The sequence below is a fragment of the Amycolatopsis sp. NPDC004378 genome, from assembly GCF_053602455.1.
Genome location: NZ_JBSGDR010000001.1, coordinates 178,048 through 204,316, shown reverse-complemented (window position 1 = coordinate 204,316; position 26,269 = coordinate 178,048). Strand labels below are relative to the sequence as shown.

Annotated in this window: 29 protein-coding genes; 23 read left to right on the top strand and 6 right to left on the bottom strand. The window is 70.4% G+C overall.

Annotated features, from left to right (window positions below; genetic code table 11):
- Positions 1-20: 20 nt before the first annotated feature.
- Positions 21-1,994 carry a M6 family metalloprotease domain-containing protein gene (locus ACWEN0_RS01055; RefSeq protein ID WP_451967767.1) on the bottom strand — a complete coding sequence of 658 codons (1,974 nt, stop codon included), beginning with the start codon at positions 1,992-1,994 and terminating at the stop codon, positions 21-23.
- A 142-nt stretch (positions 1,995-2,136) separates the two neighbouring features.
- Between ACWEN0_RS01055 and ACWEN0_RS01050 the strand changes: the two genes are divergently transcribed.
- The 15 genes from ACWEN0_RS01050 (at position 2,137) to aroA (ending at position 14,732) form a co-directional block, all read left to right on the top strand.
- On the top strand, positions 2,137-2,598 hold the full coding sequence (locus ACWEN0_RS01050) for a GNAT family N-acetyltransferase (protein WP_451967765.1): 462 nt from the start codon (positions 2,137-2,139) through the stop codon (positions 2,596-2,598).
- Positions 2,599-2,642: 44 nt separating this feature from the next.
- Positions 2,643-3,293 (top strand): L-threonylcarbamoyladenylate synthase, encoded by a 651-nt coding sequence (locus tag ACWEN0_RS01045; protein WP_451967763.1) that lies wholly within the window; start codon positions 2,643-2,645, stop codon positions 3,291-3,293.
- A 74-nt stretch (positions 3,294-3,367) separates the two neighbouring features.
- A complete protein-coding gene (locus ACWEN0_RS01040) occupies positions 3,368-4,525 on the top strand; it encodes a glycosyltransferase family 4 protein (RefSeq protein ID WP_451967761.1) in 1,158 nt (385 codons plus the stop codon).
- Positions 4,526-4,574: 49 nt separating this feature from the next.
- The gene (locus ACWEN0_RS01035; RefSeq protein ID WP_451967759.1) at positions 4,575-5,018 is read left to right on the top strand and encodes a hypothetical protein; all 444 of its coding nucleotides are present in this window, start codon (positions 4,575-4,577) and stop codon (positions 5,016-5,018) included.
- A gap of 533 nt (positions 5,019-5,551) precedes the next feature.
- Positions 5,552-6,352: a F0F1 ATP synthase subunit A gene (gene atpB / locus ACWEN0_RS01030; protein ID WP_451967757.1), complete on the top strand. Its 801-nt coding sequence runs from the start codon at positions 5,552-5,554 to the stop codon at positions 6,350-6,352.
- A 56-nt stretch (positions 6,353-6,408) separates the two neighbouring features.
- Positions 6,409-6,666 carry an ATP synthase subunit c family protein gene (locus ACWEN0_RS01025; protein WP_026468506.1) on the top strand — a complete coding sequence of 86 codons (258 nt, stop codon included), beginning with the start codon at positions 6,409-6,411 and terminating at the stop codon, positions 6,664-6,666.
- A 31-nt stretch (positions 6,667-6,697) separates the two neighbouring features.
- Entirely contained in the window at positions 6,698-7,255 is a 558-nt protein-coding gene (locus tag ACWEN0_RS01020; protein WP_451967756.1) for a F0F1 ATP synthase subunit B, read from the top strand.
- Between the two features lie 7 nt (positions 7,256-7,262).
- A complete protein-coding gene (locus ACWEN0_RS01015) occupies positions 7,263-8,087 on the top strand; it encodes a F0F1 ATP synthase subunit delta (RefSeq protein WP_451967754.1) in 825 nt (274 codons plus the stop codon).
- 56 nt (positions 8,088-8,143) lie between these two features.
- Entirely contained in the window at positions 8,144-9,784 is a 1,641-nt protein-coding gene (atpA, locus tag ACWEN0_RS01010) for a F0F1 ATP synthase subunit alpha (RefSeq protein ID WP_451967752.1), read from the top strand.
- Positions 9,785-9,795: 11 nt separating this feature from the next.
- Complete coding sequence (locus tag ACWEN0_RS01005; protein ID WP_451967750.1) at positions 9,796-10,740, top strand: F0F1 ATP synthase subunit gamma; 945 nt, start codon at positions 9,796-9,798, stop codon at positions 10,738-10,740.
- Positions 10,740-12,167: a F0F1 ATP synthase subunit beta gene (atpD, locus tag ACWEN0_RS01000; RefSeq protein WP_400879531.1), complete on the top strand. Its 1,428-nt coding sequence runs from the start codon at positions 10,740-10,742 to the stop codon at positions 12,165-12,167. Before ACWEN0_RS01005 ends, atpD begins: the two co-directional genes overlap by 1 nt.
- Before the next feature lie 114 nt (positions 12,168-12,281).
- Positions 12,282-12,647 carry a F0F1 ATP synthase subunit epsilon gene (locus ACWEN0_RS00995; RefSeq protein WP_451967748.1) on the top strand — a complete coding sequence of 122 codons (366 nt, stop codon included), beginning with the start codon at positions 12,282-12,284 and terminating at the stop codon, positions 12,645-12,647.
- A gap of 25 nt (positions 12,648-12,672) precedes the next feature.
- The gene (locus ACWEN0_RS00990; RefSeq protein WP_257918441.1) at positions 12,673-13,107 is read left to right on the top strand and encodes a DUF2550 domain-containing protein; all 435 of its coding nucleotides are present in this window, start codon (positions 12,673-12,675) and stop codon (positions 13,105-13,107) included.
- A gap of 55 nt (positions 13,108-13,162) precedes the next feature.
- Positions 13,163-13,483: a putative quinol monooxygenase gene (locus ACWEN0_RS00985; protein WP_451967747.1), complete on the top strand. Its 321-nt coding sequence runs from the start codon at positions 13,163-13,165 to the stop codon at positions 13,481-13,483.
- 10 nt (positions 13,484-13,493) lie between these two features.
- A complete protein-coding gene (gene aroA, locus ACWEN0_RS00980) occupies positions 13,494-14,732 on the top strand; it encodes a 3-phosphoshikimate 1-carboxyvinyltransferase (protein ID WP_451967745.1) in 1,239 nt (412 codons plus the stop codon).
- Here aroA and ACWEN0_RS00975 read toward each other — a convergent pair.
- On the bottom strand, positions 14,729-15,304 hold the full coding sequence (locus tag ACWEN0_RS00975; protein WP_451967743.1) for a cob(I)yrinic acid a,c-diamide adenosyltransferase: 576 nt from the start codon (positions 15,302-15,304) through the stop codon (positions 14,729-14,731). The two genes, aroA and ACWEN0_RS00975, sit on opposite strands and share 4 nt — an antisense overlap.
- 61 nt (positions 15,305-15,365) lie before the next feature.
- On the opposite strand from ACWEN0_RS00975, the gene murA reads away from it, so the two are divergent.
- Positions 15,366-16,640 carry a UDP-N-acetylglucosamine 1-carboxyvinyltransferase gene (murA, locus tag ACWEN0_RS00970; RefSeq protein ID WP_451967741.1) on the top strand — a complete coding sequence of 425 codons (1,275 nt, stop codon included), beginning with the start codon at positions 15,366-15,368 and terminating at the stop codon, positions 16,638-16,640.
- Position 16,641: 1 nt separating this feature from the next.
- Here the strand turns inward: murA and ACWEN0_RS00965 are convergent, their stop codons facing one another.
- Positions 16,642-17,235 (bottom strand): TetR/AcrR family transcriptional regulator, encoded by a 594-nt coding sequence (locus tag ACWEN0_RS00965; protein WP_451967739.1) that lies wholly within the window; start codon positions 17,233-17,235, stop codon positions 16,642-16,644.
- 94 nt (positions 17,236-17,329) lie between these two features.
- Between ACWEN0_RS00965 and ACWEN0_RS00960 the strand changes: the two genes are divergently transcribed.
- Genes ACWEN0_RS00960 through ACWEN0_RS00950 form a run of 3 tightly spaced genes read left to right on the top strand, consistent with a single transcriptional unit; the run spans position 17,330 to position 19,747 of the window.
- Complete coding sequence (locus ACWEN0_RS00960) at positions 17,330-17,749, top strand: nuclear transport factor 2 family protein (protein WP_451967737.1); 420 nt, start codon at positions 17,330-17,332, stop codon at positions 17,747-17,749.
- Positions 17,742-18,560 carry an NmrA family NAD(P)-binding protein gene (locus ACWEN0_RS00955; protein ID WP_451967736.1) on the top strand — a complete coding sequence of 273 codons (819 nt, stop codon included), beginning with the start codon at positions 17,742-17,744 and terminating at the stop codon, positions 18,558-18,560. The genes ACWEN0_RS00960 and ACWEN0_RS00955 overlap by 8 nt, the downstream gene beginning before the upstream one ends.
- Complete coding sequence (locus ACWEN0_RS00950; protein WP_451967734.1) at positions 18,557-19,747, top strand: alpha/beta hydrolase family protein; 1,191 nt, start codon at positions 18,557-18,559, stop codon at positions 19,745-19,747. Before ACWEN0_RS00955 ends, ACWEN0_RS00950 begins: the two co-directional genes overlap by 4 nt.
- Positions 19,748-19,835: 88 nt before the next feature.
- On the opposite strand, the gene ACWEN0_RS00945 is transcribed toward ACWEN0_RS00950, so the two are convergent.
- On the bottom strand, positions 19,836-20,459 hold the full coding sequence (locus tag ACWEN0_RS00945; RefSeq protein WP_451967733.1) for a LysE family translocator: 624 nt from the start codon (positions 20,457-20,459) through the stop codon (positions 19,836-19,838).
- The gene (locus tag ACWEN0_RS00940) at positions 20,459-21,082 is read right to left on the bottom strand and encodes a LysE family translocator (protein WP_451967732.1); all 624 of its coding nucleotides are present in this window, start codon (positions 21,080-21,082) and stop codon (positions 20,459-20,461) included. Before ACWEN0_RS00940 ends, ACWEN0_RS00945 begins: the two co-directional genes overlap by 1 nt.
- Before the next feature lie 142 nt (positions 21,083-21,224).
- On the opposite strand from ACWEN0_RS00940, the gene ACWEN0_RS00935 reads away from it, so the two are divergent.
- Both ACWEN0_RS00935 and ACWEN0_RS00930 read left to right on the top strand, forming a co-directional pair.
- Positions 21,225-21,746: a PH domain-containing protein gene (locus ACWEN0_RS00935; protein WP_451967731.1), complete on the top strand. Its 522-nt coding sequence runs from the start codon at positions 21,225-21,227 to the stop codon at positions 21,744-21,746.
- Positions 21,747-21,887: 141 nt separating this feature from the next.
- Positions 21,888-23,903 (top strand): protein meaA, encoded by a 2,016-nt coding sequence (locus ACWEN0_RS00930; protein WP_451967729.1) that lies wholly within the window; start codon positions 21,888-21,890, stop codon positions 23,901-23,903.
- On the opposite strand, the gene ACWEN0_RS00925 is transcribed toward ACWEN0_RS00930, so the two are convergent.
- Complete coding sequence (locus ACWEN0_RS00925; RefSeq protein WP_451967728.1) at positions 23,896-24,438, bottom strand: cysteine hydrolase family protein; 543 nt, start codon at positions 24,436-24,438, stop codon at positions 23,896-23,898. The genes ACWEN0_RS00930 and ACWEN0_RS00925 overlap by 8 nt on opposite strands.
- Before the next feature lie 71 nt (positions 24,439-24,509).
- On the opposite strand from ACWEN0_RS00925, the gene ACWEN0_RS00920 reads away from it, so the two are divergent.
- Positions 24,510-25,469: a GlxA family transcriptional regulator gene (locus ACWEN0_RS00920; protein WP_451967726.1), complete on the top strand. Its 960-nt coding sequence runs from the start codon at positions 24,510-24,512 to the stop codon at positions 25,467-25,469.
- Entirely contained in the window at positions 25,466-26,239 is a 774-nt protein-coding gene (locus ACWEN0_RS00915; RefSeq protein WP_451967724.1) for an enoyl-CoA hydratase-related protein, read from the top strand. Before ACWEN0_RS00920 ends, ACWEN0_RS00915 begins: the two co-directional genes overlap by 4 nt.
- Positions 26,240-26,269 lie beyond the last annotated feature (30 nt).

Sequence of the window (26,269 nt, the reverse complement as noted above, 5' to 3'; positions counted from 1 at the left end):
GCGGCCCCCTCCGAAAGCGGCTAGAAGCCGAACGCCGTGCAGCTCGCCGTCGCGGTCTTCGACGGGTCGCTCACTGAGGTCGCCGTCAGCTTCACCCTGGCAGCCAGGTCACCGTTCGACCCCCGCTTCGCGTACGCCGGCACCTTCACGTGACCGCCGAACTTCGCCGTTGCCAGCTCGTTCGGCAGCCGGACCTCCCAGCCGCGGGCGTCCGTCGACACGCTCAGCCGGTAGGTGTCCGTGTCGTACGGGGCCTGCGCGCCGCGGGCCGAGCCCGTGTTGAGCAGGCCGAAGTCGCAGGTCGCGAGGCCGCCGCGGGCGAACGCCGGCGGGGCCGGGGTCACCGCCGCGCCGCGGGCCTGGCTGCCCGCGCCGTCCAGGGACGCGACCGTCACCGTGTACGACAGGATGCCGCGGCGGTCCCGGGCCACGTCCGTGATCAGGAACCGCAGCCGGTTCGCCTGGTCGGTGTACTCGTACGGGCTCGCCGCCTCGGTGCCCGCCTTGAACAGCGCGTCGTTGAGCTGCCGGTAGTCGCCGACGGTGATCTTCACCGGCGTGCCGTCCGGCTTCGTGTAGTCGGTGATGCCGATGTCCTGCGGGTTCGCGTCGATCACCCAGTCGAAGGGGGCGTTGTCCTTGTTCTTCGTCTTGGTGATCAGCACGCCCGAGTCGGGGGCGAAGGAGTCCGAGCCCATCCGGTCGACGACCTCGACGGTGTAGTTGTCGTAGCCGCCCCCGTCGCAGAACGGGTCCTTGGCGCGGTCGCACTTCGGGCTCCTGTCACCGCCGGTCAGCTTGATGTTCAGCCCGGTGAACGCGCCGGGCTGCGCCGCCGCCTCGCGCGCGGTGATGCGCGCCGACACCGGGCCGGAGGACGCCAGGGCGTCGCGGTCCAGCTGCAGGACGTCCGCCGGGTCGACGATGCCGAGCTTCAGCTTGTTGCGCAGCTGGTGCTGGGCACCCATCGAGCTGCCCTGCGTCGCCGGGATCTGCCAGCGGGTGTGCGGGCCGCCCGGGCCGTTGAACGTGCCGCGCGAAAGCATGTCCCACGGTCCGCTGTAGCTGCGCGACGGCGGCACCCCGAACGGGTTGTTGTAGTTGTCGCCGATGCCCAGGATGTGGCTGAACTCGTGGGCGTAGGTGGACTGGCCCGAGCTCTCGGCCTGCACCGAGCTGCCGTTCTCGGCGTTCGGCCAGATGCTGGCGGCCGACGCCCACGACGTCCACGGCACGTACCGCGTCGCGGCGTAGTTCGGCAGGTCGTGGTTCGGCGGGCCGAAGCTGTCCGGGACGTTCTCCTTGGTGCCGAACTTCATCTCGCCGAACTCCTGCCAGGTCGAGCTTTCGTCCTGGCCGGCCGACAGGTAGAAGACGAAGTCGAACTGGTTCGCGGTGCCGCCGACGTCGGCGCGCCACGCGTCCCCGGCGTCCTTGCGGAGGTCGCGGGTGCAGTTCGCCGACGGCGGGCAGGCGCTCGGCTGGAACTCCATGCCGTACTCGTAGGACTTCCCGGGCATCCGGTACGCCCCGAACGCGGTCAGCTGCACGCCGAACCGGCCGCCGGAGTCCTCCATCCAGTACTCGTTGATGGTGTGCCCGTTGTTGAGCGCTTCGGGCTTGTTGAGGAAGTCCTGGTAGTACTTCGCGACGTTCGCCCGCGGGATGTTCGCCGCGGCGGGCCCGGGGTTGCCGAAGATGGTCGAGTTCGTGGGCTTCGTGACGACGAAGTCCTGGTCCGGGTAGTCGGCGAGGACGACGGCGCCCTTGAAGGTGCGCTGCGTCGGCTTGAGGTTCGGGTCCGCCCAGTTCGTGCCGGGCACCTTCGTGTAGTCCGACCAGGTCATGTGGTCCTGGTTCTCCCAGTGCGCGGCGTCGATCGGGGCCGGCCAGCCGCGGGTCAGCGGCTCGGCGGCGGCGGTGCCGGTGCCGAGCCCGGTGAGGACGGTGACGGCGGCGAGCAGGGCGAGCGCTTTCGGAGTTCTGGGGCGCATCTGCGGCTCCTTCACTGGGAACCCACGGGGATGGTGGTTCCCGGTGATCGACCGTATTGAGCCGCGCTGTCCCGGTTCTGCCCCGCGGCGAGGTTTACCCGCTTGCCGCACGACGAAAGTCTGGCCGGGCCAGGATGGGGGTGTGCCGGAGATCGAAGTCCGCCCCGCCCGTCCCGACGACCTCGAAGCCGTCGCCGCGCTGCGGTGGCGCTGGGTCGCCGAGCAGGACGGCCTGCCCGGCGACGGGCGCGCCGCGTTCGTGCGCGAGTTCGCCGCGTGGGCGCGCGACAACGCGGCCACGCACCGCTGCCTGGTCCTCGCCCGCGCGGACGGGGTGCTCGGGATGGCGTTCCTCGCGATCACCCCGCGCGTGCCGACGCCGGCGGCGTTCGAGCGGGCCTGCGGTGACGTGCAGAGCGTGTACGTGGTGCCGGAGGCCCGCGACGGCGGGCTCGGCGGCCTGCTGATCGGGGCGACCCTCCGCTTGGCCGCCGAGCTCGGGCTGGAGCGGGTCACGGTCCATTCGTCGGGCCGGGCCGTGCCGGCCTACGAACGGCAGGGGTTCGCCGTGTCGCCGTCCTTGCTGCAGACCAGGCCGGTGTGACGCGGCCGACGCCCCCTCCGGCGGCGGGACTACTCTTGACCACCATGAGCGTGGTCTACGACTGCAGCAAGCGGGAGTCCCGGGCCGACGGACTGGCGGCGGCCGCGGGCGCGGTCCGGTCGAGCAGGCTGGTCGTCCTGCCGACCGACACGGTCTACGGCATCGGCGCCGACGCGTTCGACGCGGGCGCCGTCCAGGCGCTGCTGCGCGCGAAGAACCGCGGCCCGGACATGCCGGTCGGCGTGCTCGTCGGCTCGTGGTCCACTGTGGACGGACTCGTGCTCGGCGTGCCCCCGCAGGCACGCGCGCTCATCGAAGCGTTCTGGCCGGGCGATCTGTCCATCGTGCTCCCGCACGCGCCGAGTCTGCAGTGGAACCTCGGCGACGCGCGCGGCACCGTGATGCTGCGCATGCCGCTGCACCCGGTGGCGCTGGAACTGCTGCGCGACGTCGGCCCGATGGCCGTGTCGAGCGCGAACGTCTCGGGCCGCCCGCCGGCCAGCACCGCGCAGGAGGCGCAGGAACAGCTCGGCGACTCGGTCGCGGTGTACCTCGACGGCGGGTCGAGCGGCGAGGCCGTCGCGTCGAGCATCGTGGACCTCACCGGCACCGAGCCGGTGGTGCTGCGCGAGGGCGCGGTGAAGAAGGACGCGATCGCGGAGGTGCTCGGTGTGCCCGCGGAATCGTTGGCGTGAAGCCGGATCATGGCGTGCGCCGCGGCACGATAGCGTGTCGCGGGTGACCCCGACCCCGCGAGCGTGACGCACCCGTGCCGCCCACATCCGGTCTTCTCCCCATCCGGGAATACATCCTCGTCGCGCTGACCGCGACGGCCGTGACCTACCTGCTCACCGGCGTCGTGCGCCGGGTCGCGATCCGCGTCGGCGCGATCGCCAACCCGCGGGCGCGCGACGTCCACGTCGCGCCGATCCCGCGGATGGGCGGGATCGGGATCTTCCTCGGCGTCGCCGGTGCGATGGGCCTGGCCCACCAGCTGCCCGCGCTGTCGCACGGCTTCGACGCGTCCTTCGACTCGGTCGGCGTGCTGCTGGCCGCCGGGGTCATCTCGCTGATCGGCGCGCTCGACGACCGGTTCGAGCTGGACGCCTGGACGAAGCTGGCCGGCCAGGTGATGTGCGCCGGGATCCTGGTGATCTTCGGCGTGCAGTGGGTGTCGTTCTGGGTGCCGTGGGGCGGCAGCGGCGACTCGTTCGGCTCGGTGCTGGTGCTGGACAAGAACCAGGGCGCGCTGCTCACGGTCGTGATGGTCGTGGTGATGGTCAACGCGATGAACTTCGTCGACGGCCTCGACGGGCTCGCGGGCGGCCTGGGCTTCATCGCGGCGGCGGCGACGTGCGCGTTCTCGCTGGGCCTGCTCGACAGCTCGGGCGGCGACGTCGGCACGTACCCGCCGGCCCTGATCGCGGCGACGCTCGCGGGAGCGTGTCTGGGCTTCCTGCCGTACAACTTCCAGCCCGCGAAGATATTCATGGGCGACTCGGGGTCGATGATGATCGGCCTGATGCTCGCCGGTGCGACGACGTCGGCGTCCGGGCGCGTGCCCTACCCGCAGTTCAGCGGCAAGGACGCGATCGCGCTGCTGTCGCCGCTGGTGGTCGTGGCGGCGGTGCTGTTCGTCCCGCTGCTGGACCTGATCATGGCGGTCGTCCGCCGCACCCGCCGCGGCGAAAGCCCGTTCGCGGCCGACAAGATGCACCTCCACCACCGGCTGCTGGAGATCGGGCATTCGCAGCGCCGGGCCGTGCTCCTGATCTACTTGTGGGCGGGGATCCTGGCGTTCGGCGCGGTGTCGGTGACGCTGTTCGACGACGCCGCCGCGCTGTGGATCATCGGGGTGGGGCTGGTGTTCGCGGTGGTGGTCTCCATCGTGCCGAGGCTGCGTTCCCGCAACCAGCCGGGAACCTGACCAGCGGTGTTCTCTACACTCGGTGGCTGAACCGACCAGGGAGCCAGTCGTGAGCGAGACCGAAACGCAGGACCAGGAGAACCCGCACGCCAAGGTGGTGCTGCAGGCGGCCCGCGCGATGACGAAGGCTTCCCTGCTGGTCACCCCGCCGGCGGTGATCGTCTGCATCGCGCTCTTCAGCATCCTCAACGGCATGCCCGGCTTCCTGGGCTCGCTCGTCGGCGGCGTGCTCGCGATGCTCGCGTCGCTGTCGACGCTGGGCCTGATGAAGTTCAGCGCCGGGCAGGACCCGATGTTCGTCATGGTCATCGCGCTCGGCGGGTACGTCGTGAAGATCGTCCTGCTGTTCGGGGCGCTGACGCTGCTGAAGGGCGTCACCGCGCTGCACCCGCTTTCCCTGGGCATCACGATGATCGTGGCCATCCTGCTGGCCGCCGCGGCCGAGTTCGCGGCCTTCCGCAAGACCAAGATCCCGACGATCATCCCCTCCTGACGCCTGTCTGGTTCGTCCCGAACTTCCGTAACGGAGAGTGAACCGGCCTGCGGCCGCCTGAGTGTGACCGGCGCCACAAAAGTGCGCTTCCGTGCGCCCCGCGAAATCGCCGCGGGACCTGTCGCCTGCGGCGTTGCGGACGCGGTCCCGGCCCGGTCCGGACCTGGGTCCCGGGTGCACCCGGGACCTAAGTCCTGGGCTGATCGGTTGGTATGGAGTACGCCTGTACGGCACTCATTGACCTGCTGGTATGGTCCGCGTCAAGGGTGGCGGCCTCGGCCGCGCGCTCCCTAAGACGAACCGCGATCAGCAGTGTGGCGACCGTGTAGTTCCGCCTCTCAGCCGCTGGTCCGAAGTAGACCGCAGGGCAGTGTTCACGCGAGACAACCCCGTGTGCAGAACGTGAAGGTGTGTTCTGCGAACCGTGGGGTAGCCGCCTCCGACGTCCCGATACGTATCGGGTACGTTAAGTCCAGATCGTGACGATTCCCCCGGCGGAGTGAACGCCGGCCGGGAGAACCGGAAGGAGCCCAGTGGGCGCGCTGGTACTGACCGAGGGTGGCACATTCACGCCCCCCGGTGTGGCGGACTTCAACCTGCCGCCTCTTTTCGGCTCCGGGTACTGGGGCAGCTTCACCAAGCCGATGCTGCTCGTGGTGATCTCCGTGGTCATCATCGTCGCCTACTTCATGCTGGCGTCCCGGAAGCTGAAGGTCGTCCCCGGCAAGGGACAGTTCATCGCCGAGTCGATCTACAACTTCGGCCGCAACAACATCGCGCGGGAACAGATCGGCTCGAAGGACTTCAAGCCGTTCATCCCGCTGGTGCTCGGGCTGTTCGTCTTCGTGCTGGTGAACAACCTGTTCGGGATCATCCCGTTCTTCCAGTTCCCGACGATGGCGCGGATCGGGTTCCCGCTCGCGCTGTCCGTCCTGGTCGTTTACCCGGTGTACCACTACGTCGGGATCAAGCGCCACGGCTTCGGGCACTACCTGAAGAAGGAGCTGGCGCCGCCGGGTATCCCCGGGTTCGTGCTGCCGCTGTACTCGACCATCGAGTTCGCGCAGAAGTTCTTCATCGCGCCGGCCACGCTCGCCATCCGTGTCTTCGCCGCGATGTTCGCCGGGCACCTCATCATCATGGTGTTCACGCTCGGCGGCAGCTTCCTGCTGACGCAGACCGACGGCTTCGGGCTGAAGCTGGTTTCGCCGGTGGCGTTCCTCTTCGCCATCCTGATGACCTTCCTCGAGGCCTTCATCCAGGTGCTGCAGGCCTTCATCTTCGCCCTGCTGTCGGCCGGGTACATCGGCGCCGCGCTGGCGTCGGAGCACTGAGAAACACAAGCCCCCGATCCACGCGAGCGCGTGGACCGAAGTGAAGGGAAACGCACGTGAGCAACATCGTTCTGGCCCAGGCCGCCGAGCAGGCTGTCAACATCAACCCCGGCCTCGCCGCCATCGGTTACGGCCTGGGCGCGATCGGCCCGGGCATCGGTGTGGGTCTGATCTTCGCCGCCGTCATCAACGGCACCGCGCGTCAGCCGGAGGCGCAGGGCAAGCTGCAGGGCATCGGCTTCTCCACCTTCGTTCTGACCGAGGTGCTCGCCCTGATCGGCATCGTCATCTACTTCATCGCCTCCGCCGCCTGAGTTCGGTTAGCTCATCGCTTAAGGAGACGTTGTGCTGAAGACGGACCTGGTGTTGGCCGCCGAAGCGGCGCCCAACCCGATCATCCCGCACATTCCCGAGGTCATCCTCGGGCTCGTCGCCTTCCTCATCCTGCTGTTCGTCCTCAAGAAGTACGTCGTTCCGCGCTTCGAAGCGGCGTACGAAGAGCGCGCCCAGATGATCGAGGGTGGCATCGAGAAGGCCGAGAAGGCCCAGGCCGCGGCCGAGGACGCGCTGGCGAAGTACCAGGCGCAGCTCAGGGAGGCCCGCACCGAAGCCGCGAAGATCCGCGACGACGCCCGGCTCGAAGCCGAGCAGATCAAGGCGGAGCTGCGGGCCGAAGCGGAGGCCGAGTCCCAGCGCATCGTCGCCCAGGGCCAGGCTCAGCTGCAGGCCCAGAAGGCGCAGATCATCGCCGAGCTGCGGGCCGACATGGGCCGCAACGCCGTCGAGCTGGCGAGCCGCATCGTCGGCGAGTCGCTCGAGGACGAGGCGCGCCGCCGCGGCACCGTCGACCGGTTCCTGGCGGAGCTGGAGACCGCCGGTGCCTCCAACGGAGCGGGGAAGTAGACCAGAAATGACGCTGCATGCTGCGAGCCGTGAAGCGCTCGGCCTCGCCGAGGAACGCCTCGGCGAGGTTCTGGCCGACGCGGGAGCCGATGCCGCCACGGTCGGCGACGAGCTGCTCTCGGTCGTCGACCTGCTGGACCGGGAGATCGGCCTGCGCCGGGCGGTGAGCGACGCGTCGACGACGCCGGAGGCGCGCACCGGGCTGGTGCGCCGGCTGTTCGACGGCAAGCTGTCCGAACCGGCCCTCAAGGTGCTCGACGCCGTGGCCGGCAGCCGCTGGTCCAGCCCCCGCGAGCTGACCGACGGGCTCGAGGAGCTCGGCCGCTCGGCGCTGCTCACCGCGGCCGAGAAGACCGGGAACGTCGACACCGTCGAGTCCCAGCTCTTCCAGGTCGCGCGGATCGTGGCCCACCACCCGGAGCTCGAGGCCGCCCTGTCGGACCTGACCGGTTCCGCCGACGCCAAGCGCACCCTGGTGCGCGGGCTGTTCGCCGACAAGGTGGACGTGATCACCGAGACCCTCGTCGAGCAGGTCGTGCGCCGGGCCAAGGGCCGCGGCGTCGGCGTCGGGCTCGACAAGCTGGTCAAGCTGGCCGCGGAACGCCGTGAGCGCTCGGTCGCCTACGTGACCAGCGCGAACGCCCTGTCCGACGAGCAGACCGCCCAGCTCGGCGCGAAGCTCGACGACATCTACGGGCGGCCGATCGCGCTGCACGTCGAGGTCGACCCCCGGCTCGGCGGCGGGCTCGTCGTCCGCGTCGGCGACGAGGTCATCGACGGGAGCGCGGCGGGTCAGCTGGCGGCGCTGCGCAGGCGGCTGGCCCGGGCATAGCCCCGGTCACCCAAGACTTTGCATACTGGCAAGAACGAAGCGAGAGCGGGAAAGACATGGCCGAGCTGACGATCTCCTCGGATGAGATCCGTAGCGCGATCGAGAACTACGTCTCGAGTTACGCCCCGGACGTGAGCCGGGAAGAAGTTGGCATCGTGGTGGACGCCGGTGACGGCATCGCCCACGTCGAGGGCCTGCCCTCGGCCATGGCCAACGAGCTGCTCGAGTTCCCCGGCGGCATCCTGGGCGTCGCCCTGAACCTGGACGCGCGCTCCATCGGTGCCGCGATCCTCGGTGACTTCGAGACCATCGAAGAAGGCCAGCAGGTCAAGCGCACCGGCCAGGTCCTGTCGGTGCCGGTCGGCGACGGCTACCTCGGCCGCGTCGTCAACCCGCTGGGCCAGGCGATCGACGGCCTCGGCGACATCGAGACCACCGAGCGCCGCGCGCTGGAGCTGAAGGCCGCTTCGGTCGTCGAGCGCCAGCCGGTGTCGGAGCCGCTGCAGACCGGCATCACCGCCATCGACGCGATGACCCCGATCGGCCGCGGCCAGCGCCAGCTGATCATCGGTGACCGCAAGACGGGCAAGACCGCCGTCGCCGTGGACACGATCATCAACCAGAAGGCCAACTGGGAGACCGGCGACCCGAAGAAGCAGGTTCGCTGCATCTACGTCGCGGTCGGCCAGAAGGGCTCCACGATCGCCGCCGTGAAGAAGTCCCTCGAGGACGCCGGCGCGCTGGAGTACACCACCATCGTCGCGGCCCCCGCGTCCGACTCGGCCGGCTTCAAGTGGATCGCGCCGTACACCGGCTCGGCCATCGGCCAGCACTGGATGTACGAGGGCAAGCACGTCCTCATCGTGTTCGACGACCTGACCAAGCAGGCCGACGCCTACCGCGCGATCTCGTTGCTGCTGCGCCGCCCGCCGGGCCGTGAAGCCTTCCCGGGCGACGTCTTCTACTTGCACTCCCGCCTCCTCGAGCGCTGCGCGAAGCTCTCGGACGAGCTGGGCGCGGGCTCGCTGACCGGGCTGCCGATCATCGAGACGAAGGCCAACGACGTGTCGGCCTACATCCCGACGAACGTCATCTCGATCACCGACGGCCAGTGCTTCTTCCAGTCGGACCTGTTCAACGCCGGCCAGCGCCCGGCCATCGACGTGGGCATCTCGGTGTCCCGCGTGGGTGGTGCCGCGCAGGTCAAGGCGATGAAGGACGTCGCGGGCTCGCTCCGGATCGACCTGTCGCAGTACCGCGAGCTGGAGGCCTTCGCGGCCTTCGCCTCGGACCTCGACGACGCGTCGAAGGCGCAGCTCGAGCGCGGTGCCCGGCTGTACGAGGTGCTCAAGCAGCCGCAGTACTCGCCGATCCCGGTCGAGGAGCAGGTCCTCACGGTGTACCTGGGCACGAACGGGCACTACGACTCGGTCCCGACCGAGGACGTCCGCCGGTTCAACCACGAGTTCATCGACTCGGCCCGCCGCAAACACGCCGACCTGATCAAGGGCATCCGCGAGTCGGGCAAGTTCCCGCAGGAGACCCGCGAGGCCGTCGTCGACGCGGTGAACGAGTTCAAGAAGGAGTTCACCACCTCCGAGGGCAAGCCCCTGGTCGAGGCGGACGCCGACGCGATGGACGCCGACAAGGTCGGGCACGAGACCGTCAAGGTCAACAAGCCCGCCCCGAAGAAGTGAGCTGATAGCTCATGGCCGCACAACTCCGGGAACTCCGGTCGCGCATCAAGGCGACCAAGTCGATCGGCAAGATCACCAAGGCGATGGAGCTCATCGCCACCGCGCGCATCACCAAGGCGCGGGCGAAGGTCGCCGCTTCCCGGCCGTACGCGGACGAGATCACGAAGGTGCTCTCGGCGCTGGCCGGTGCGGCGGCCAACCTCGACCACCCGATGCTGGTCGAGCGCCCGAACCCGACGCGGGCCGCCGTCCTGGTCGTGACCAGTGACAAGGGCCAGTGCGGTGGCTACAACTCCAACGTCCTGCGCGCGACCGAAGAGCTGCTCGCCCTCCTCCGTTCGGAGGGCAAGGAGCCCGAGGTCTACGTCACCGGCAACAAGGGCCTGAACTACTACCGGTTCCGCGACCGCGACGTCGTCGACAGCTGGACGGGCTTCTCCGACCAGCCGGCGTACTCCGACGCCGTCGCCGCCGGGGACGCGCTGGTGCGGTCGTTCATGCTCGGCGCCGACGACGCGCACGGCAACGCCGACGGCATCACCGGTGTCGACGAGATCCACATCGTCTACACCGAGTTCGTGTCGATGCTGACCCAGCGGCCGGTCGCCAAGCGCGTCGCGCCGCTCGAGGTCGAGTACACGGACGGCGAAGAGGAGCAGAAGCCCGCGGGCGAGCTGCTCCCCAGCTACGAGTTCGAGCCGAGTGCCGACAAGCTGCTGGACGCGCTCCTGCCGAAGTACATCAACACGCGGCTCTACGCGGCGCTGCTCGAGGCCGCGGCCTCCGAGCTGGCCGCCCGCCGCACGGCGATGAAGGCCGCGTCCGACAACGCGAACGAGCTGGTGGGCACGCTGACGCGGGAGATGAACCAGGCCCGCCAGGCGCAGATCACCCAGGAGATCTCCGAAATCGTCGGTGGCGCGAACGCGCTCACCGCAGCAGGAAGTGATGATTGATGACCAGTACTGAAGCCCCGCGCGCCAAGGGGCGCATCGTCTCGGTGACCGGGCCGGTCGTCGACGTCGAGTTCCCGCGCGGTTCCGTTCCCGACCAGTTCAACGCGCTCAAGGTCGAAATCGAGTTCGAGCAGCTGCGCAAGACGGTGACCCTCGAGGTCGCCAGCCACCTGGGTGACAACCTCGTCCGCACCATTTCGCTCCAGCCGCAGGACGGCCTGGTCCGGGGCGCCGAGGTCACCGACACCGGCAAGCCGATCACCGTGCCGGTGGGCGACAAGGTCAAGGGCCACGTCTACAACGCGCTCGGCGAGTGCCTCGACGAGCCCGGCTACGGCGACGACCTCGAGCGCTGGGGCATCCACCGCAACCCGCCGTCCTTCGACCAGCTCGAGGGCAAGACGGAGATGCTGGAGACCGGCCTGAAGGTCGTCGACCTGCTCACCCCGTACGTCCAGGGTGGCAAGATCGGCCTGTTCGGCGGTGCCGGCGTGGGCAAGACGGTGCTCATCAAGGAGATGATCACCCGTGTCGCCCGGAACTTCGGTGGTACCTCGGTGTTCGCCGGGGTCGGCGAGCGCACCCGTGAGGGCAACGACCTCTTCCTGGAGATGAGCGAAGACGGCGTCATCAACGACACCGCCCTCGTGTTCGGCCAGATGGACGAGCCGCCGGGCACGCGCATGCGCGTCGCGCTGTCGGCGCTGACCATGGCGGAGTACTTCCGCGACGTCCAGAACCAGGACGTGCTGCTGTTCATCGACAACATCTTCCGGTTCACCCAGGCGGGTTCCGAGGTGTCGACCCTGCTGGGCCGCATGCCTTCCGCGGTGGGTTACCAGCCGACGCTGGCCGACGAGATGGGGCAGCTGCAGGAGCGGATCACCTCGACCCGAGGCCGTTCGATCACCTCGATGCAGGCGATCTACGTCCCCGCGGACGACTACACCGACCCGGCCCCGGCCGCGACGTTCGCCCACCTGGACGCCACCACCGAGCTCTCCCGGTCGGTGTTCCAGAAGGGCATCTTCCCGGCGGTGGACCCGCTGGCGTCGACGTCGACGATCCTCGACCCGGCCATCGTCGGCGAGGACCACTACCGCGTCGCCTCCGAGGTCATCCGGATCCTGCAGAAGTACAAGGAGCTGCAGGACATCATCGCGATCCTCGGTATGGACGAGCTTTCGGAAGAGGACAAGCTCACCGTTCAGCGCGCGCGCCGCATCGAGCGGTTCCTGTCGCAGAACATGCTGGTCGCCGAGGCGTTCACGCAGATCCCGGGCTCGACGGTGCCGCTGTCGGAGACCATCGAGTCGTTCGACCGCATCTCGAAGGGTGACTTCGACCACTACCCGGAGCAGGCGTTCCTGGGTATCGGTGGCCTCGAGGACCTCGAGAAGAAGTACAAGGAAATCACCAAGAAGTGAATCCGTGAGCTCGGCGGGGGCAGTGTCCTATGTGGACTCCAGCCCCCGCCGTTCTCATAGCTTGAGTCAGACCTATTACACTCGGGAGTAACACCCCGAGCTAAGGAGTGCTACGTGGCTGAGATGTCCGTGGAGCTGGTGGCCGTCGAGCGCCGTCTCTGGTCGGGTACCGCCACTTTCGTGGTGGCCCAGACCACCGAGGGCGAGATCGGCATCATGGCCGGCCACGAACCCGTGCTCGGGCAGCTCGTCGAAGGTGGCGTGGTCAAGGTGACGACCACCGACGGCGAGACGGTCTGCGCGGCCGTGCACGGCGGATTCCTCTCCGTGACCGGCAGCGGCGTGAGCATCCTCGCCGAGAGCGCCGAGCTGTCCGACGAAATCGACGTCGACGCGGCGAAGGCGGCCCTGAGCGCCGACGACGAGACCGAGCGGACGAGGGCCACGGCCCAGCTCCGCGCGGCAGGTCAGTCGGCCTGAGCGGGAGACGGGCAGGAGCCGGGCCGTGAAGATCACCGTGGTCGTAGTCGGGCTCCTGATCGTGCTCGCCGTGCTGGTCGCCTGGTACGGCCAGCGGTGGATCCGGATGCGCCGCGGCGGGGGCGTGAGCGTCGCGCTGCGGTGGCGTCCGGACGCCGCGCGGTCCAGCTGGCACCTGGGGCTGGGCCGCTACGAGGGTGACGAGTTCGTCTGGTACCGCGTGTGGAGCCTGCGGACCGGCCCGGACCGCGTCTTCCAGCGCGAAAGCATGCAGATCGCCGACCGCCGTGACCCGTCCGGCAGTGAGGCCTACGCCGTTCCCGAAGGCTCGACCGTGCTGCGCTGCGAGTCCGAGACCCAGGAAGCGATCGAGATCGCGATGGGCCCCGGCGCGTTGACCGGGTTCCTCTCCTGGCTCGAGTCCGCGCCGCCCGGACGACGCCTCCCGCGCGCCTCCTGACGCCTGTCTCAAACTGGGACAGCCACGGCCGCCGGTTTGGCCTACCGTGGAACGCATGATCTTCATCGTGGTCAAGTTCCCGGTCAAGCCCGAGCACGCGGAAAACTGGCCGGACATCGTCGCCGACTACACGAAGAACACCCGCGCCGAGGACGGCAACCGGTTCTTCGAGTGGTCCCGCAGCCTCGAGGACAAGAACACCTACGTGCTGGTCGAGGGCTTCGAAGGCCAGGACGCCGCGGTCGCGCACGTCGGCTCCGACCACTTCAAGTGGGCGGTCGCGAACCTGGGTGCCTACATCAGCGACCACCCGCAGATCATCAACGTGCAGGACGCCTCCGACTGGGGCCCGATGGCGGAGATCCAGCCGCACTAAACTGGGGTCCGTGACCCTCGTCGAGATCCCCGGCTCCAAGTCCGTCACCGCCCGCGGCCTCTTCCTGGCCGCCGCCGCGCACGGCACCACCACCCTCGGCCGTCCGCTGCACTCGGACGACACCGAGGGTTTCGCCGAGGGGCTCGTGAAGCTGGGCTACCGCGTCGACCGGCAGCCCGGCGCGTGGACCATCGAAGGCCGCCCGGCGGGGCCCGGCGTCGCCGAAGCCGACGTCTTCTGCCGCGACGGCGCCACGACGGCCCGGTTCCTGCCCGCGCTCGCCGCGGCCGGCACCGGGACGTTCCACTTCGACGCCTCCGACCAGATGCGCCGGCGGCCGCTGGGGCCGCTGACCGACGCGCTGCAGGAGCTGGGCGTCGACCTGACCTTCGAAGGCGAGCCGGGCCACCACCCGCTGACGATCCGCGCCAACGGCGTCAAGGGCGGGGAACTGACCCTCGACGCCGGGCTGTCGTCCCAGTTCCTGACCGCGTTGCTGCTGGTCGGGCCGCTGACCGCGGAAGGCCTGCGGATCACGGTCACCGACCTCGTGTCGGTGCCCTACGTCGAGATCACGCTGGAGATGATGCGCCGCTTCGGCGTCGACGTCCGGCGCGAAGGCAAGACGTTCGTGGTGCCCCCGCAGCCGTACCAGGCCTGCGAGTACCCGGTGGAGCCGGACGCGTCGACGGCCAGCTACTTCTTGGCCGCGGCGGCCGTCACCGGCCGCACGGTGACCGTCCCGGGCCTGGGTTCGTCGGCCCTGCAGGGCGACGTGAAGTTCGCCGACGTGCTGCGCGAGATGGGCGCGCACGTCGAACTGGCCGAGGATTCGGTGACGGTCGCGGGCCCGTCCGAAGGGCTGCGCGGCATCACCGTGAACATGCGCGACATCTCCGACACGGTCCCGACGCTGGCGGCGATCGCGCCGTTCGCGTCCGGGCCGGTGCGCATCGAGGACGTCTACAACACGCGCATCAAGGAGTGCGACCGGCTGGACGCGTGCGAGGAGAACCTGCGCGCGCTCGGCATCCAGGTCGAGACGGGCCGGGACTGGATCGAGATCCAGCCGGGCACGCCCACCGGTGCCCTGGTCAAGTGCCGCCGCGACCACCGGATCGCGATGGCGTTCAGCATCACCGGCCTGCGCACGCCCGGCATCACCCTGGACGACCCGGAGTGCGTGAAGAAGACGTTCCCCGGCTTCCACCAGGCGCTGGGCGCGCTGCGGGAGAGCTGGGGGATCTAGGAGGGCTGCCCGCCCGGCGCCCAGAGCACGTCACCCTCGGGGTTCGCCAGCCGGGCGAGGATGAACAGCAGGTCCGACAGCCGGTTGAGGTACTTCACCGCGACCGGGTTCGTCGTGTCCGGCTCGGCCTCGTAGAGCGCCCACGCGCTCCGCTCCGCGCGGCGGGACACCGTGCGCGCCTGGTGCAGGAACGCCGCACCGGGCGTGCCGCCGGGCAGGATGAACGACGTCAGCTTCGGCAGGCGCTCGTTGAACTCGTCGCACCAGCCTTCGAGGCGCTCGACGTACTTCTCGGTGATGCGCAGCGGCGGGTACGGCGGGTCGTCGGAAATCGGGAGGCACAGGTCCGCGCCGACGTCGAAGAGATCGTTCTGCACCGTGCGCAGGACGTCCGTGATTTCGGTGGGCAGCTGCCCGACGGCGATGGCCAGGCCCAGCACCGAGTTCGTCTCGTCGGTGTCCGCGTACGCGCCCAGCCGCGGCGATGTCTTGGGCACGCGGGACCCGTCGCCGAGCGCGGTCGTGCCGCTGTCGCCGACCTTCGTGTAGACGCGGTTGATGCGAACGACCATGAACCCACCATAGCGGCCCCCGCCCGGGCCGAATCCGGGCGAGAGGGCATGATTGGCGGCCATGAGCGAGCACTTCGACGTGCATGGCGGAGCCCGGCTGGTCGGCGAGGTCGACGTGGTCGGCGCGAAGAACAGCGTGCTGAAGCTGATGGCCGCGGCCCTGCTGGCCGAGGGCACGACGACCATCACGAACTGCCCGCAGATCCTCGACGTCCCGCTGATGGGCGACGTGCTGCGGAGCGTCGGCTGCGAGGTCGTCATCGAGGGCGACACGGCCACCATCACGACGCCGGCCGAGCTGTCGCACCGCGCGGACTCCGCCGCGATGGGCAAGCTGCGCGCGTCCGTCTGCGTGCTGGGCCCGCTGGTCGGGCGGTTGAAGCAGGCCGTCGTGGCGCTGCCGGGCGGCGACGCGATCGGCTCGCGCCCGCTGGACATGCACCAGAACGGCCTGCGCAAGCTGGGCGCGACGAGCACGATCGAGCACGGCTGCGTCGTCGCGAAGGCCGAGACGCTGGTCGGCGCGCAGATCTGGCTTGACTTCCCCAGCGTCGGCGCGACCGAGAACATCCTGATGGCGGCCGTGCTGGCCGAGGGCACCACGGTCATCGACAACTGCGCGCGCGAGCCCGAGATCGTCGACATCTGCACGATGCTCACCGAGATGGGCGCGAAGATCGAAGGCGCCGGGACGTCGACGCTGACCGTGCACGGCGTGGAGCAGCTGCACCCGACCACCCACAGCGTGATCGGCGACCGGATCGTGGGCGCGACCTGGGCGTTCGCGGCGTCGATGACCCGCGGCGACATCACCGTCCGCGGCGTCAACCCGCACCACCTCGACCTGGTGCTGAACAAGCTGCAGCTGGCCGGCGCGGACGTCACGACGTTCGGCGACAAGGGGTTCCGCGTGGTCCAGCCGGAGCGCCCGAAGGCGGTCGACTGGGTGACGCTGCCGTACCCGGGCTTCGCGACCGACCTGCAGCCGTTCGCGGTGGCGCTTTCGGCGGTGTCCGAAGGCACGTCGATGATCACGGAAAACGTCTACGAGGCGCGCTTCCGGTTCATCGAGGAGATGGTCCGGCTGTCCGGCGACGCGCGCACGGACGGCCACCACGCGGTGGTCCGCGGGGTTTCCCGGCTGTCCAGCGCCCCGGTCTGGGCGTCGGACATCCGCGCGGGCGCCGGGCTGGTGCTGGCGGGCCTGTGCGCGGACGGCGTCACCGAGGTCTGGGACGTCTTCCACATCGACCGCGGCTACCCGCACTTCGTGGAGAACCTGAACCGCCTGGGCGCCAACATCGAGCGCGTCACCGGCGAGCCCGAACGCAAGTAGGTCAAGCGCCCTGCGCGCCGAGGGCGCGCAGGGCGAACTCCACCAGCCGGTCCAGGTAGTCGGGTTCCGCCGGCGCCTGCCGGACGACCAGCCGCCAGTAGATCGGCGCGGCCAGGACGTCCATCGCCATCTCCAGGTCGAGGTCCGCCGGCAGTTCGCCGCGCGTCATCGCGCGGCGCAGCATCACCTCGGCGACTTCGCGCCGCGGCCCGCCGATGTTCTCGCTGGTGGCCCGGGCCTGCTCCGGGTTCCGCGCGGCCTCGGCGACCAGGTCCGGCAGGATCCGCGAGAACAGCGGGTGGGTCAGCCAGTCGAGCACCGCCTGCAGCGTCGCGCGCAGGTCGCCGCGCAGTGAGCCGGTGTCTTCGAGCACCGCCCGGGACACGCTGAACTCGGTGACCACCGCGGCGATCATCTCCTCCTTCGACTTCCAGCGCCGGTAGAGCGCGCTCTTGCCGACGCCGGCGCGCTTCGCCACGGCCTCCATCGACAGCCGTCCGTAGCCCTGCTCGGCCAGCTCGTGCAGGACCGCGTCGGTGATCGCCTGCGTGACCTCGGGCTGGAGGACCGCGGCGCCGGTCGGGGTGCGTGCCATGCCGCGCAGTCTAGCGGGTGGACGAGACGGTACCGTCCCGTCTATCCTGACGTCGGGACGGTACCGTCTCGTCCAAACGTTCAAGGAGGCTGCGATGCACGACTTCGTCGAGCACGCGCTCGACCTGCTGCTGAAGCACGACATGACCGGGTTCGCCGGGCTCTGGGCCGAGGACGGCGTCCTCGAGTTCCCCTTCGCCGGCCCCGGCTACCCGAAGCGCGTCGAGGGGGGCGAAGCGATCCGCGAGTACCTGCGCGACTACCCGAACCTGCTGGACGTCCGCGAAGTCGTCGCCAAGACCGTGCACGAGACGACCGACCCGGCCGTGGTCGTCTGCGAGTTCACCGTCGCGGGAGTCGTGGTCGCGTCGGGCAAGCCGTACGAGCTGTCCTACGTCGCCGTGATCACCGTCGAGGACGGCGAGATCCGGCACTACCGCGACTACTGGAGCCCGCTGGCCGCGGCCGAGCTGCTCGGCGGCGTCGACGAACTGACGGCGGCCTTCGGTGGGTGACGTCCTGGTCCTCGGCGGCACCGGCACGACCGGGCGCCGGGTCGTCGCGGGCCTGGGTGCCGCGGGCTTCCCGGTGCGGGCGGCCACGCGCAAGCCGGGCGAGCCGGGGCAGGTCCGGTTCGACTGGGCCGACCGCGCGACGCACGCCGAGGCCGTTCGCGGCGTCTCGGCGGTGTACCTGCTGGCCCCGATCGGCGAGGTCGCACCCGCCGGGCTGGTCGAGCCGTTCCTGGCCGACGCTCTGGAGGCCGGCGTGCGCCGCGTCGTCCTGCTCAGCTCGTCGGCCGTCACGGCGGACACGCCGGGGCTCGGCGACCTGCAGCGGCTGGTGCGCTCGGCACCGGAGTGGACCGTGCTGAAGCCGTCGTGGTTCATGCAGAACTTCACCGGCGAGCACCTCGTCGCCCAAGGCGTGCGGGACGGCGAGATCGTCACCGCCACCGGCGACGCCCGGGTCGCGTTCGTCGACGCCGGCGACATCGCGGCGGTCGCCGTCCGCGCGCTGACCGATCCCGAACCGCACAACACCGAACACGTGCTCACCGGCCCCGGCGCGGTGAGCTACGCCGAAGCCGCTTCGATCATCGCCGCGCACACTCGCCGCCCGGTGCGGCACCGCGCGGTGAGCACCCCCGAATTCGCGGCGCGCCTGACCGCGTCCGGTATCCCCGAAGAGTTCTCCGCGGTGCTCGCCGCGCTCGACGAGGAAATCCGCCACGGCGCCGAAGACCGCGTCACCCCGGCCGTCGAAGAGGTCACCGGCCGGCCCGCCCGCTCGTTCCGCACCTTTGTCGAGGAGGAAGTCCGATGAAGCAGATCCTGTTCCCCGAAGACCCGCAGTTCTGGTTCGAGACGCTGCGCCTGTTCGGTCACTCGGCCTACGGCGGCTCGGACTTCGGCGAGGTGCTCGCCGCCGCGTCGGCCGTGACGGCCGGTGACTACGACAGCTGGCACGACGCCTACCGGGGCATGGCCGACCGCCTCTACGCCGAAGCGGCCGACGCCGGCCCGGTCACCGCGCGGGACCTGCTGCTGCGCGCGTCGATGTACTACTTCTCCGCGGAGTTCTTCCTCCACGGCGACCCGGCGGACCCGCGGATCGACGCGGCGTACGACCGCAGCGTCGAGTGCTTCCGGCGCGCGGACGTCGCGGAGCCGGTCGAGATCCCTTACGAGGGAACGGTTTTGCCCGGGTACCTGTACCGGGCGCCCGGTGCCGGCCCGAAGCCGCTGCTGATCATGCACAGCGGGTTCGACGGCAGCGCCGAGGAACTGCACTTCATGGGCGCGGGCGCCGGCGCCGAACGCGGCTACCACGTGCTGACGTTCGACGGTCCCGGCCAGCCCGGTGCCCTCCGGGGCGGCAAGCTCGTGTTCCGGGCGGACTGGGAGAACGTCGTCACGCCGGTGGTGGACTTCGCGCTCGGCCTCGACGGCGTCGACCCGGCCCGGATCGCGCTGCTCGGCGTCAGCCTCGGCGGCGAACTGGCCCCGCGCGCGGCGGCGTTCGAACACCGGCTGGCGGCGCTGGTCGCGGTGGACGGCGTGTACGACGCGGGAGCGGCGGTGACGCAGATGCTGCCGTGGCCGCGCGAGGAGATCGTCCGCCGGGCCCGCACCGCGGAGGACCCCGAGTTCGACGCGCTGCTCGCGGCGGGGCGCGAGGCGAGCCCGACGCTGCGCTGGGCGTGCGACCACGGCCGGTACGTCATGGGCGCGGCGACCGACCGCGAGTTCGTCGCGAAGTACCTGGAATACACGCTCGAAGACGGCGTCGCGGAGAAGATCGAGTGCCCGACGCTGGTCTGCGAAGCGGCGGACGACCTGTTCTTCGGCGGGGAAACGGAAACCGAGCCGCGCCGGCTGTACGCGCACCTGAACGCGCCGAAGACGTTGCTGACGTTCACGGCGGAGGAAGGCGCGGACGCCCACTGCCACGTCGGCGCCCAGCGGCTCGCGTCCGGCCGGATCTACGACTGGCTGGACCGCACCGTCTGACGGGCCGAACCGGGTTCCCGGTCCGCGACCGTCTTCGGCCGAGGCGAAGGGGATTACGGTCCCGTGCTCGGGCGCTGCGGTCCCTGAATCAGCCTTCGAGGGCCAGCGCGGCTCCGAAGCCGATGAGTGCCGCGCCCGTCGCGCCGTCCATGGCGCGGCGGACGCGGCGCCGCCGCAGCCAGCTCCGCACCCGGTGCACGAACAACAACAGCAACACCTGCCACACCACACCGAGCGCGGCGACCGTGTACGCGAGCAGCAGGGAATCCCCGAACCCCGACTCCGGCGTCAGGAACTGCGGCAGCACCGACAGGTACAGCACGATCACCTTGGGGTTGGTGATGTTGGACAGGAACCCTTCGCGGAACCGCCGTCCCCGCGAAGCACGCGCGCGGCGGACGTCGTCCAGGGCTTCGTAGTCGCCGCGCCACGCGCCGCGCAGCGCCTGGACGCCCAGGAACACCAGGTACGCCGCGCCGAGCCACTTCACCGTCTCGAACAACGGCTGGTACCGCGTGATCACCGCGCCCAGGCCGAGGGCCGCCGCCGTGCCCTGCAGGAAGTTCGCGACGCTGATCCCCGCGCACGCCCAGCCCCCGCCGCGGGCGCCGCCGGTCAGGGCGTTCTTGAGCACGACCATCGTGTCCGGGCCCGGCATCATCGCCAGGAACGCCATCATCCCGGCGAACGTCAGGTAGGTGCTCCAGGTCATCAGGACTCCAGGGCCAGGGCGGCGCCGAACCCGAGCAGCGCGGTGCCGGTGACGCCGTCGAGCGTGCGGCGCACGCGGCGGCGGCCCAGCCACGCGCGGACGCGGTGCACGAACACCAGCAGCACCAGCAGCCACAGCCCGCCGAGCACCGCGACGGTGTAGGCGAGCACGAGTGAGTCCCCGAGGCTCGACTGCGGCGTCAGGAACTGCGGCAGCACGGACAGGTACAGCACCAGCACCTTCGGGTTCGTGACGTTGGAGAGGAACCCTTCGCGGAACCGCCGGAAACCGCCGCCGCGGCGGCGCTGGGTCTGCTCGACGACGTCGTAGTGGCCGCGGAACGCGCCCCGCAGCGCCTGGAAGCCGAGGAAGACGAGGTAGGCCGCGCCGACCCACTTGAGCACGAGGAACACCGGCTGCGAGCGGGCGATCAGGACGCCGAGCCCGAGCGCCGCGGCGCTGCCCTGCAGGGCGTTGCCGGCGAAGATGCCGAGCGAGGCCAGCAGCCCGCCCCGGAACCCGCCGGAGAGCGCGTTCTTCAGCATCACCATCGTGTCCGGGCCCGGCGCCAGCACGATCAGGACCACGATGACCAGGTAACTCCCGTACACGCTCCACGTCACGCCTGGCACGCTAACCGACCGGTGCCGGCCGGGTCTCGCGGATTTCCGTCACACCGCAAGCCGCCGCGCACAGAGGGTGCCCGGGCACGTTCGGTGCGTTCGGGGCTCGGCGGGAGACGGCCTGGCGGAGTAGTGTTCGGCCATGTCAGCAGGGGAAATCGATCTTCTACCCGGCGAGCGCGTGCTCTGGGCGGGAGAGCCGGTGCAGCGCCCGCTCTACGTCGCCGCGGACGGGGTGACCGCCCCTGCCGGACTCATCCTCACCGCCGCCGCGCTCTGGTTCCTGCTCACCAAGCAGCCCAGCGGGGCCACGATGGCCGGCGCCGTCGTGGTGCTGGTGATCGGCTTGTCCGGCCTGATCGGCCGGTCCGCCGTCCGGTACCTCGCGCTGGGCCGCACGACGTACGCCGTGACCGACAGCCGCATCATCGCGCGCTCGGGCCTGTTCCGGCAGAAGGAACGCGCCAGCGAGCTGGCCGGCCTTTCGGCGCCGGTGCTCAAGCCGGGGCCGTCGCGCACGGGCACCCTCACGTTCCCGGAGACCGGCGCGGTGACGCTGATCGGCGTCGGCGAGCCCAAGCGCGTGCGGGACCTGCTCACCAAGGCCATCGACGAGGCCAAGGCGCGGCAGGCGCCGCCGGAACCGGGTACTTCGGCCGCCTGAGGACAGCCGAACCGGCTTCCCCGGCGCCTCGCCTCGGCGAAGAACCCCGTCGAGCCGGTCACCCGGACGTGTCCGATTGCACTGCCACGTTAAGTTACCGGTCGGTACACTCGACGAAACGTCCACCGCCGGAGGTGCCCAGTGCCGTACCCATCCGACCACGAGCGGGATCGCCCCTGGGTGATGCGCACGTACGCGGGGCACTCCTCCGCGGCCGCGTCGAACGAGCTCTACCGGCGCAACCTCGCGAAGGGGCAGACCGGCCTGTCGGTGGCCTTCGACCTGCCGACGCAGACCGGCTACGACCCCGACCACCAGCTCAGCCGCGGTGAGGTCGGCAAGGTCGGCGTGCCCGTGTCGCACATCGGCGACATGCGACGCCTCTTCGACGGCATCCCGCTCGCCGAAGCCAACACGTCGATGACGATCAACGCGCCGGCCATGTGGCTGCTCGCGCTGTACGTCTCCGTGGCGCGCGAGCAGGCCGAAGCCGAGGGCCGGGACGTCGACGAGGTGCTCGCGAAGCTCACCGGCACCACGCAGAACGACATCATCAAGGAATACCTGTCCCGCGGGACCTACATCTTCCCGCCGGGGCCGAGCCTGCGGCTGATCACCGACATGATCGCGTGGACCGTGCACCACGTGCCGAAGTGGAACCCGATCAACATCTGCAGCTACCACCTGCAGGAAGCCGGGGCGACGCCGACGCAGGAAGTCGCGTACGCGTTGTGCACCGCCATCGCCGTGCTCGACGCCGTCCGGGACTCCGGGCAGGTCGACGAGGCCGACATGGCCAAGGTCGTCGCGCGGATCTCGTTCTTCGTCAACGCCGGTGTCCGGTTCGTCGAGGAGATGTCCAAGATGCGCGCGTTCACCGCGCTCTGGGACGAAATCACGCGGGACCGTTACGGCGTAACGGATCCGAAGGCGCGCCGCCTGCGCTACGGCGTCCAGGTGAACTCGCTCGGCCTCACCGAAGCCCAGCCGGAGAACAACGTCCAGCGGATCGTGCTGGAAATGCTGGCCGTTTCCCTTTCCCGCGGCGCCCGCGCCCGCGCGATCCAGCTGCCCGCCTGGAACGAGGCCCTCGGCCTGCCCCGGCCGTGGGACCAGCAGTGGGCGCTGCGGATGCAGCAGGTGCTCGCGTTCGAGACGGACCTGCTGGAGTACGAGGACATCTTCGACGGCTCGCACGTCATCCAGGCCAAGGTCGACGAGATCATGGCCGGCGCGCGCGAGGAGATCGCCCGCGTCCAGGACCTCGGCGGCGCGGTCGCCGCGGTCGAGAGCGGCTACATGAAGTCCCAGCTGGTCGCGTCGCTGGCCGAGTACCGGCGCGGGATGGAGAACGGCGAACGGATCCTCGTCGGGGTCAACAAGTTCGAGACGACCGAGCCGTCGCCGCTGCAGGCCGAGGGCGCGAAGGCGATCGAGACGATCGACCCCGCCGTCGAAAAGGCCGCCGTCACCGCGATCGAAGAATGGCGCACCCAGCGCGACAACGACGCCGTCGAGCGGTCGCTGGCCGCGCTGAAGGACCGCGCGCAGACCACGGAAAACCTCTTCGAGGCCACTGTGGACTGTGCGCGGGCCGGCGTGACCACCGGCGAGTGGGCCGGCGCGCTGCGCGAGGTGTTCGGGGAATACCGGGCGCCCACCGGGGTTTCCGCCGCGGCCGGCGGCGGGGGCGACCCCGAGATCGAGCGCGTCCGCGCTCGGGTCCGCGAAACCGAGGCGGAACTCGGCGAACGGCTGCGCATCCTGGTCGGCAAGCCGGGGCTGGACGGGCACTCGAACGGCGCCGAGCAGGTCGCCGTCCGGGCGCGCGACGTCGGCTTCGAGGTCGTCTACCAGGGCATCCGGCTGACACCCGAGCAGATCGTCGCGGCCGCCGTGCAGGAGGGCGTGCACGTCGTCGGGCTCTCCGTGCTGTCCGGTTCGCACCTCGAGGTCGTCCCGCACGTCGTCGACGGCCTGCGCGCCGCGGGTGCCGGCGACGTCCCGGTGATCGTCGGCGGCATCATCCCGCCGGACGACGCCGCGCTCCTGACCGAACGCGGCATCGCGCGGGTGTTCACGCCCAAGGACTACGAGCTGACCGACATCATGGACGGCATCGTCTCGCTGGTCCGGGAGCGCAACGGCCTCAGCTGAGCCCGCCCAGGATGTCCTTTGTGGACTTCACGGTGGCGAACTGGTTCGCCAGGTTCGCCGCCGTGACGCGGTAGAGCTCGTCCGCGGTCGCCTCCGGGAGGTCGAACGTGAAGGTGGCGTCGAGCGCGAAAGTCACGTCGTAGCCCAGGTTCCCGCCCATCCGGGCGGTGGTTTCGCAGCAGAAGTTCGTCTGGATCCCGGCGACGACGAAGCTCGTGATGCCGCGCTTGCGCAGCCACGCGTCGAGGTCGACGTCGCCGATGAACGCCGAGTTGACCTGCTTGCCGAACACGAGGTCGGGCCGAGCGCCGTCGAGTTCCGGCTTGAAGTCGTTGCCCGGCCGGCCGGGCCGCAGCGGCGAGTCCGGCTTCGGGGAGTCGTGGTGCACGAGCACGACGGGCAGCCGCCGCTCCTGCCAGGCGTCGAGGAGTGCCTTCATGTTCGCCTCGGCGCCGGGGTTGTTGCGCGGGCCCCAGTAGTCCGGGTCGTCGAACCCGCGCTGGACGTCGATCAGGATGAGTGCCGTTTCGGTCATGGCGTCGAGTTTCGTGGCCGCCGGCCGTGCAGGGGAGTGGCAGAAGACGCGCGATGCGGTACTTTCCTGCCATGCGCACCATCGGCGTTCTCCTGCTCCCCGGCACCCGGATGTTCGACCTCGCGGTGATCGGCGAGGTCTGGGGCCAGGACCGGACCGACAGCGGGATCGGCCCGTTCACCGTGCGTCTGTGCAGTTCAGGGCGGGTGCGAACGGCGGTCTCGCCGTTCGGCGACGTCGCGGCCACGCACGGCCTCGCCGGGCTCGACGGCTGTGACCTCGTGCTGGCTCCCGGGCGTGACGACCCGCTCGCCACGGTGCCTTCGGCGGCGGTGGCCGCACTGCGGCGGGCGCACCGGGACGGGCGGACCGTCGCCGGGCTGTGCTCCGGCGCGTTCACGCTGGCCGCCGCGGGCCTGCTCGACGGCCGTCCGGCGACCACGCACTGGCGCGATCTGGACGCGCTGGCCCGCGTCGCGCCGCGGGCGGACCTCCGCCGCGACGTGCTCTACACCGACGACGGCGGCGTCCTGACGTCCGCGGGCGTCGTCGGCGGCCTCGACCTGTGCCTGTACCTGGTCCGCCGCGACCACGGCGCGGACGTCGCCGCCACGCTCGCGCGCCGCTTGGTCATGCCCCCGGCGCGGGAAGGCGGGCAGCACCAGTACGTCGACAGCCCGGTGCCGTCCGCCGCGCAGCCCGGCCTGTCGTCCACAATGGACTGGGCGTTGGCGCGCCTGGGGTCCGGGATCGGCGTCGAAGACCTCGTGGGGCACGCGCGGATGAGCGAACGGACGTTCCACCGCGAGTTCGCCGCGGCCACCGGCGTCACGCCGGGGCGCTGGCTGCGCGTCCAGCGCGTCCGCCTCGCTCAGCGGCTCCTGGAGACGACGTCGTTGCCGGTCGACCGCGTCGCGGAACGGTCCGGGCTGGGCACGGCGGCGAACCTGCGCCGCCGGATGCACGCCGAAGTCGGCGTCGGGCCGGACAGCTATCGGCGCACGTTCCGAAGAGTTACGGTCGAAGCATGACCGAGTACGAGCACATCCTGGTCAAGCGGGACGGCGACACCGTCACGATCACGATGAACCGCGCGGCGCGGCGCAACTCGCTGTCCGCCGGCCACCTGGCCGAGCTGCTGGCCGCGTTCCACGAGGCGGGGTCGTCCGACGCGACGGGCATCGTGCTGGCCGGCGCCGGGCCGGTGTTCTCCGCCGGGCACGACTTCGGCGACGTCGCCGCGCGCGACCTGATGGGCGTGCGCGAGCTGCTCACGCTGTGCACGGACCTGATGAAGACCATGCAGTCGGTGCCCCAGGTCGTCATCGCGCGGGTGCACGGGCTGGCCACGGCGGCGGGCTGCCAGCTGGTGGCGTCGTGCGACCTCGCGATCGCCGCCGAGTCGGCGGGCTTCGCGCTGCCGGGCGGCAAGGGCGGCTGGTTCTGCCACACGCCCGCGGTGCCGGTGGCGCGCTCGATCGGCCGCAAGCGCCTGATGGAGCTGGCGCTGACCGGCGACGTCATCGACGCGCCGACCGCCCTGGACTGGGGCCTGGTCAACCGCGTCGTCCCCGACGACCGGCTCGACGACGCCGTCGCGGAGCTGCTCGCCCGGGCCACACGCGGCAGCCGGGCCAGCAAGACGATGGGCAAGGTGACGCTGTACGCCCAGCTCGACCGGCCCGAGGCCGATGCGTACGCGATCGCTTTGGAGGTCATGGCTTCGGCGTCGCAGCTACCCGGCGCACGCGAAGGCATGGCGGCGTTCCTGGAGAAGCGCAAACCCTCCTGGCCCGACTGAGCGCCACCCAGTCGACGTACCATACGGTAT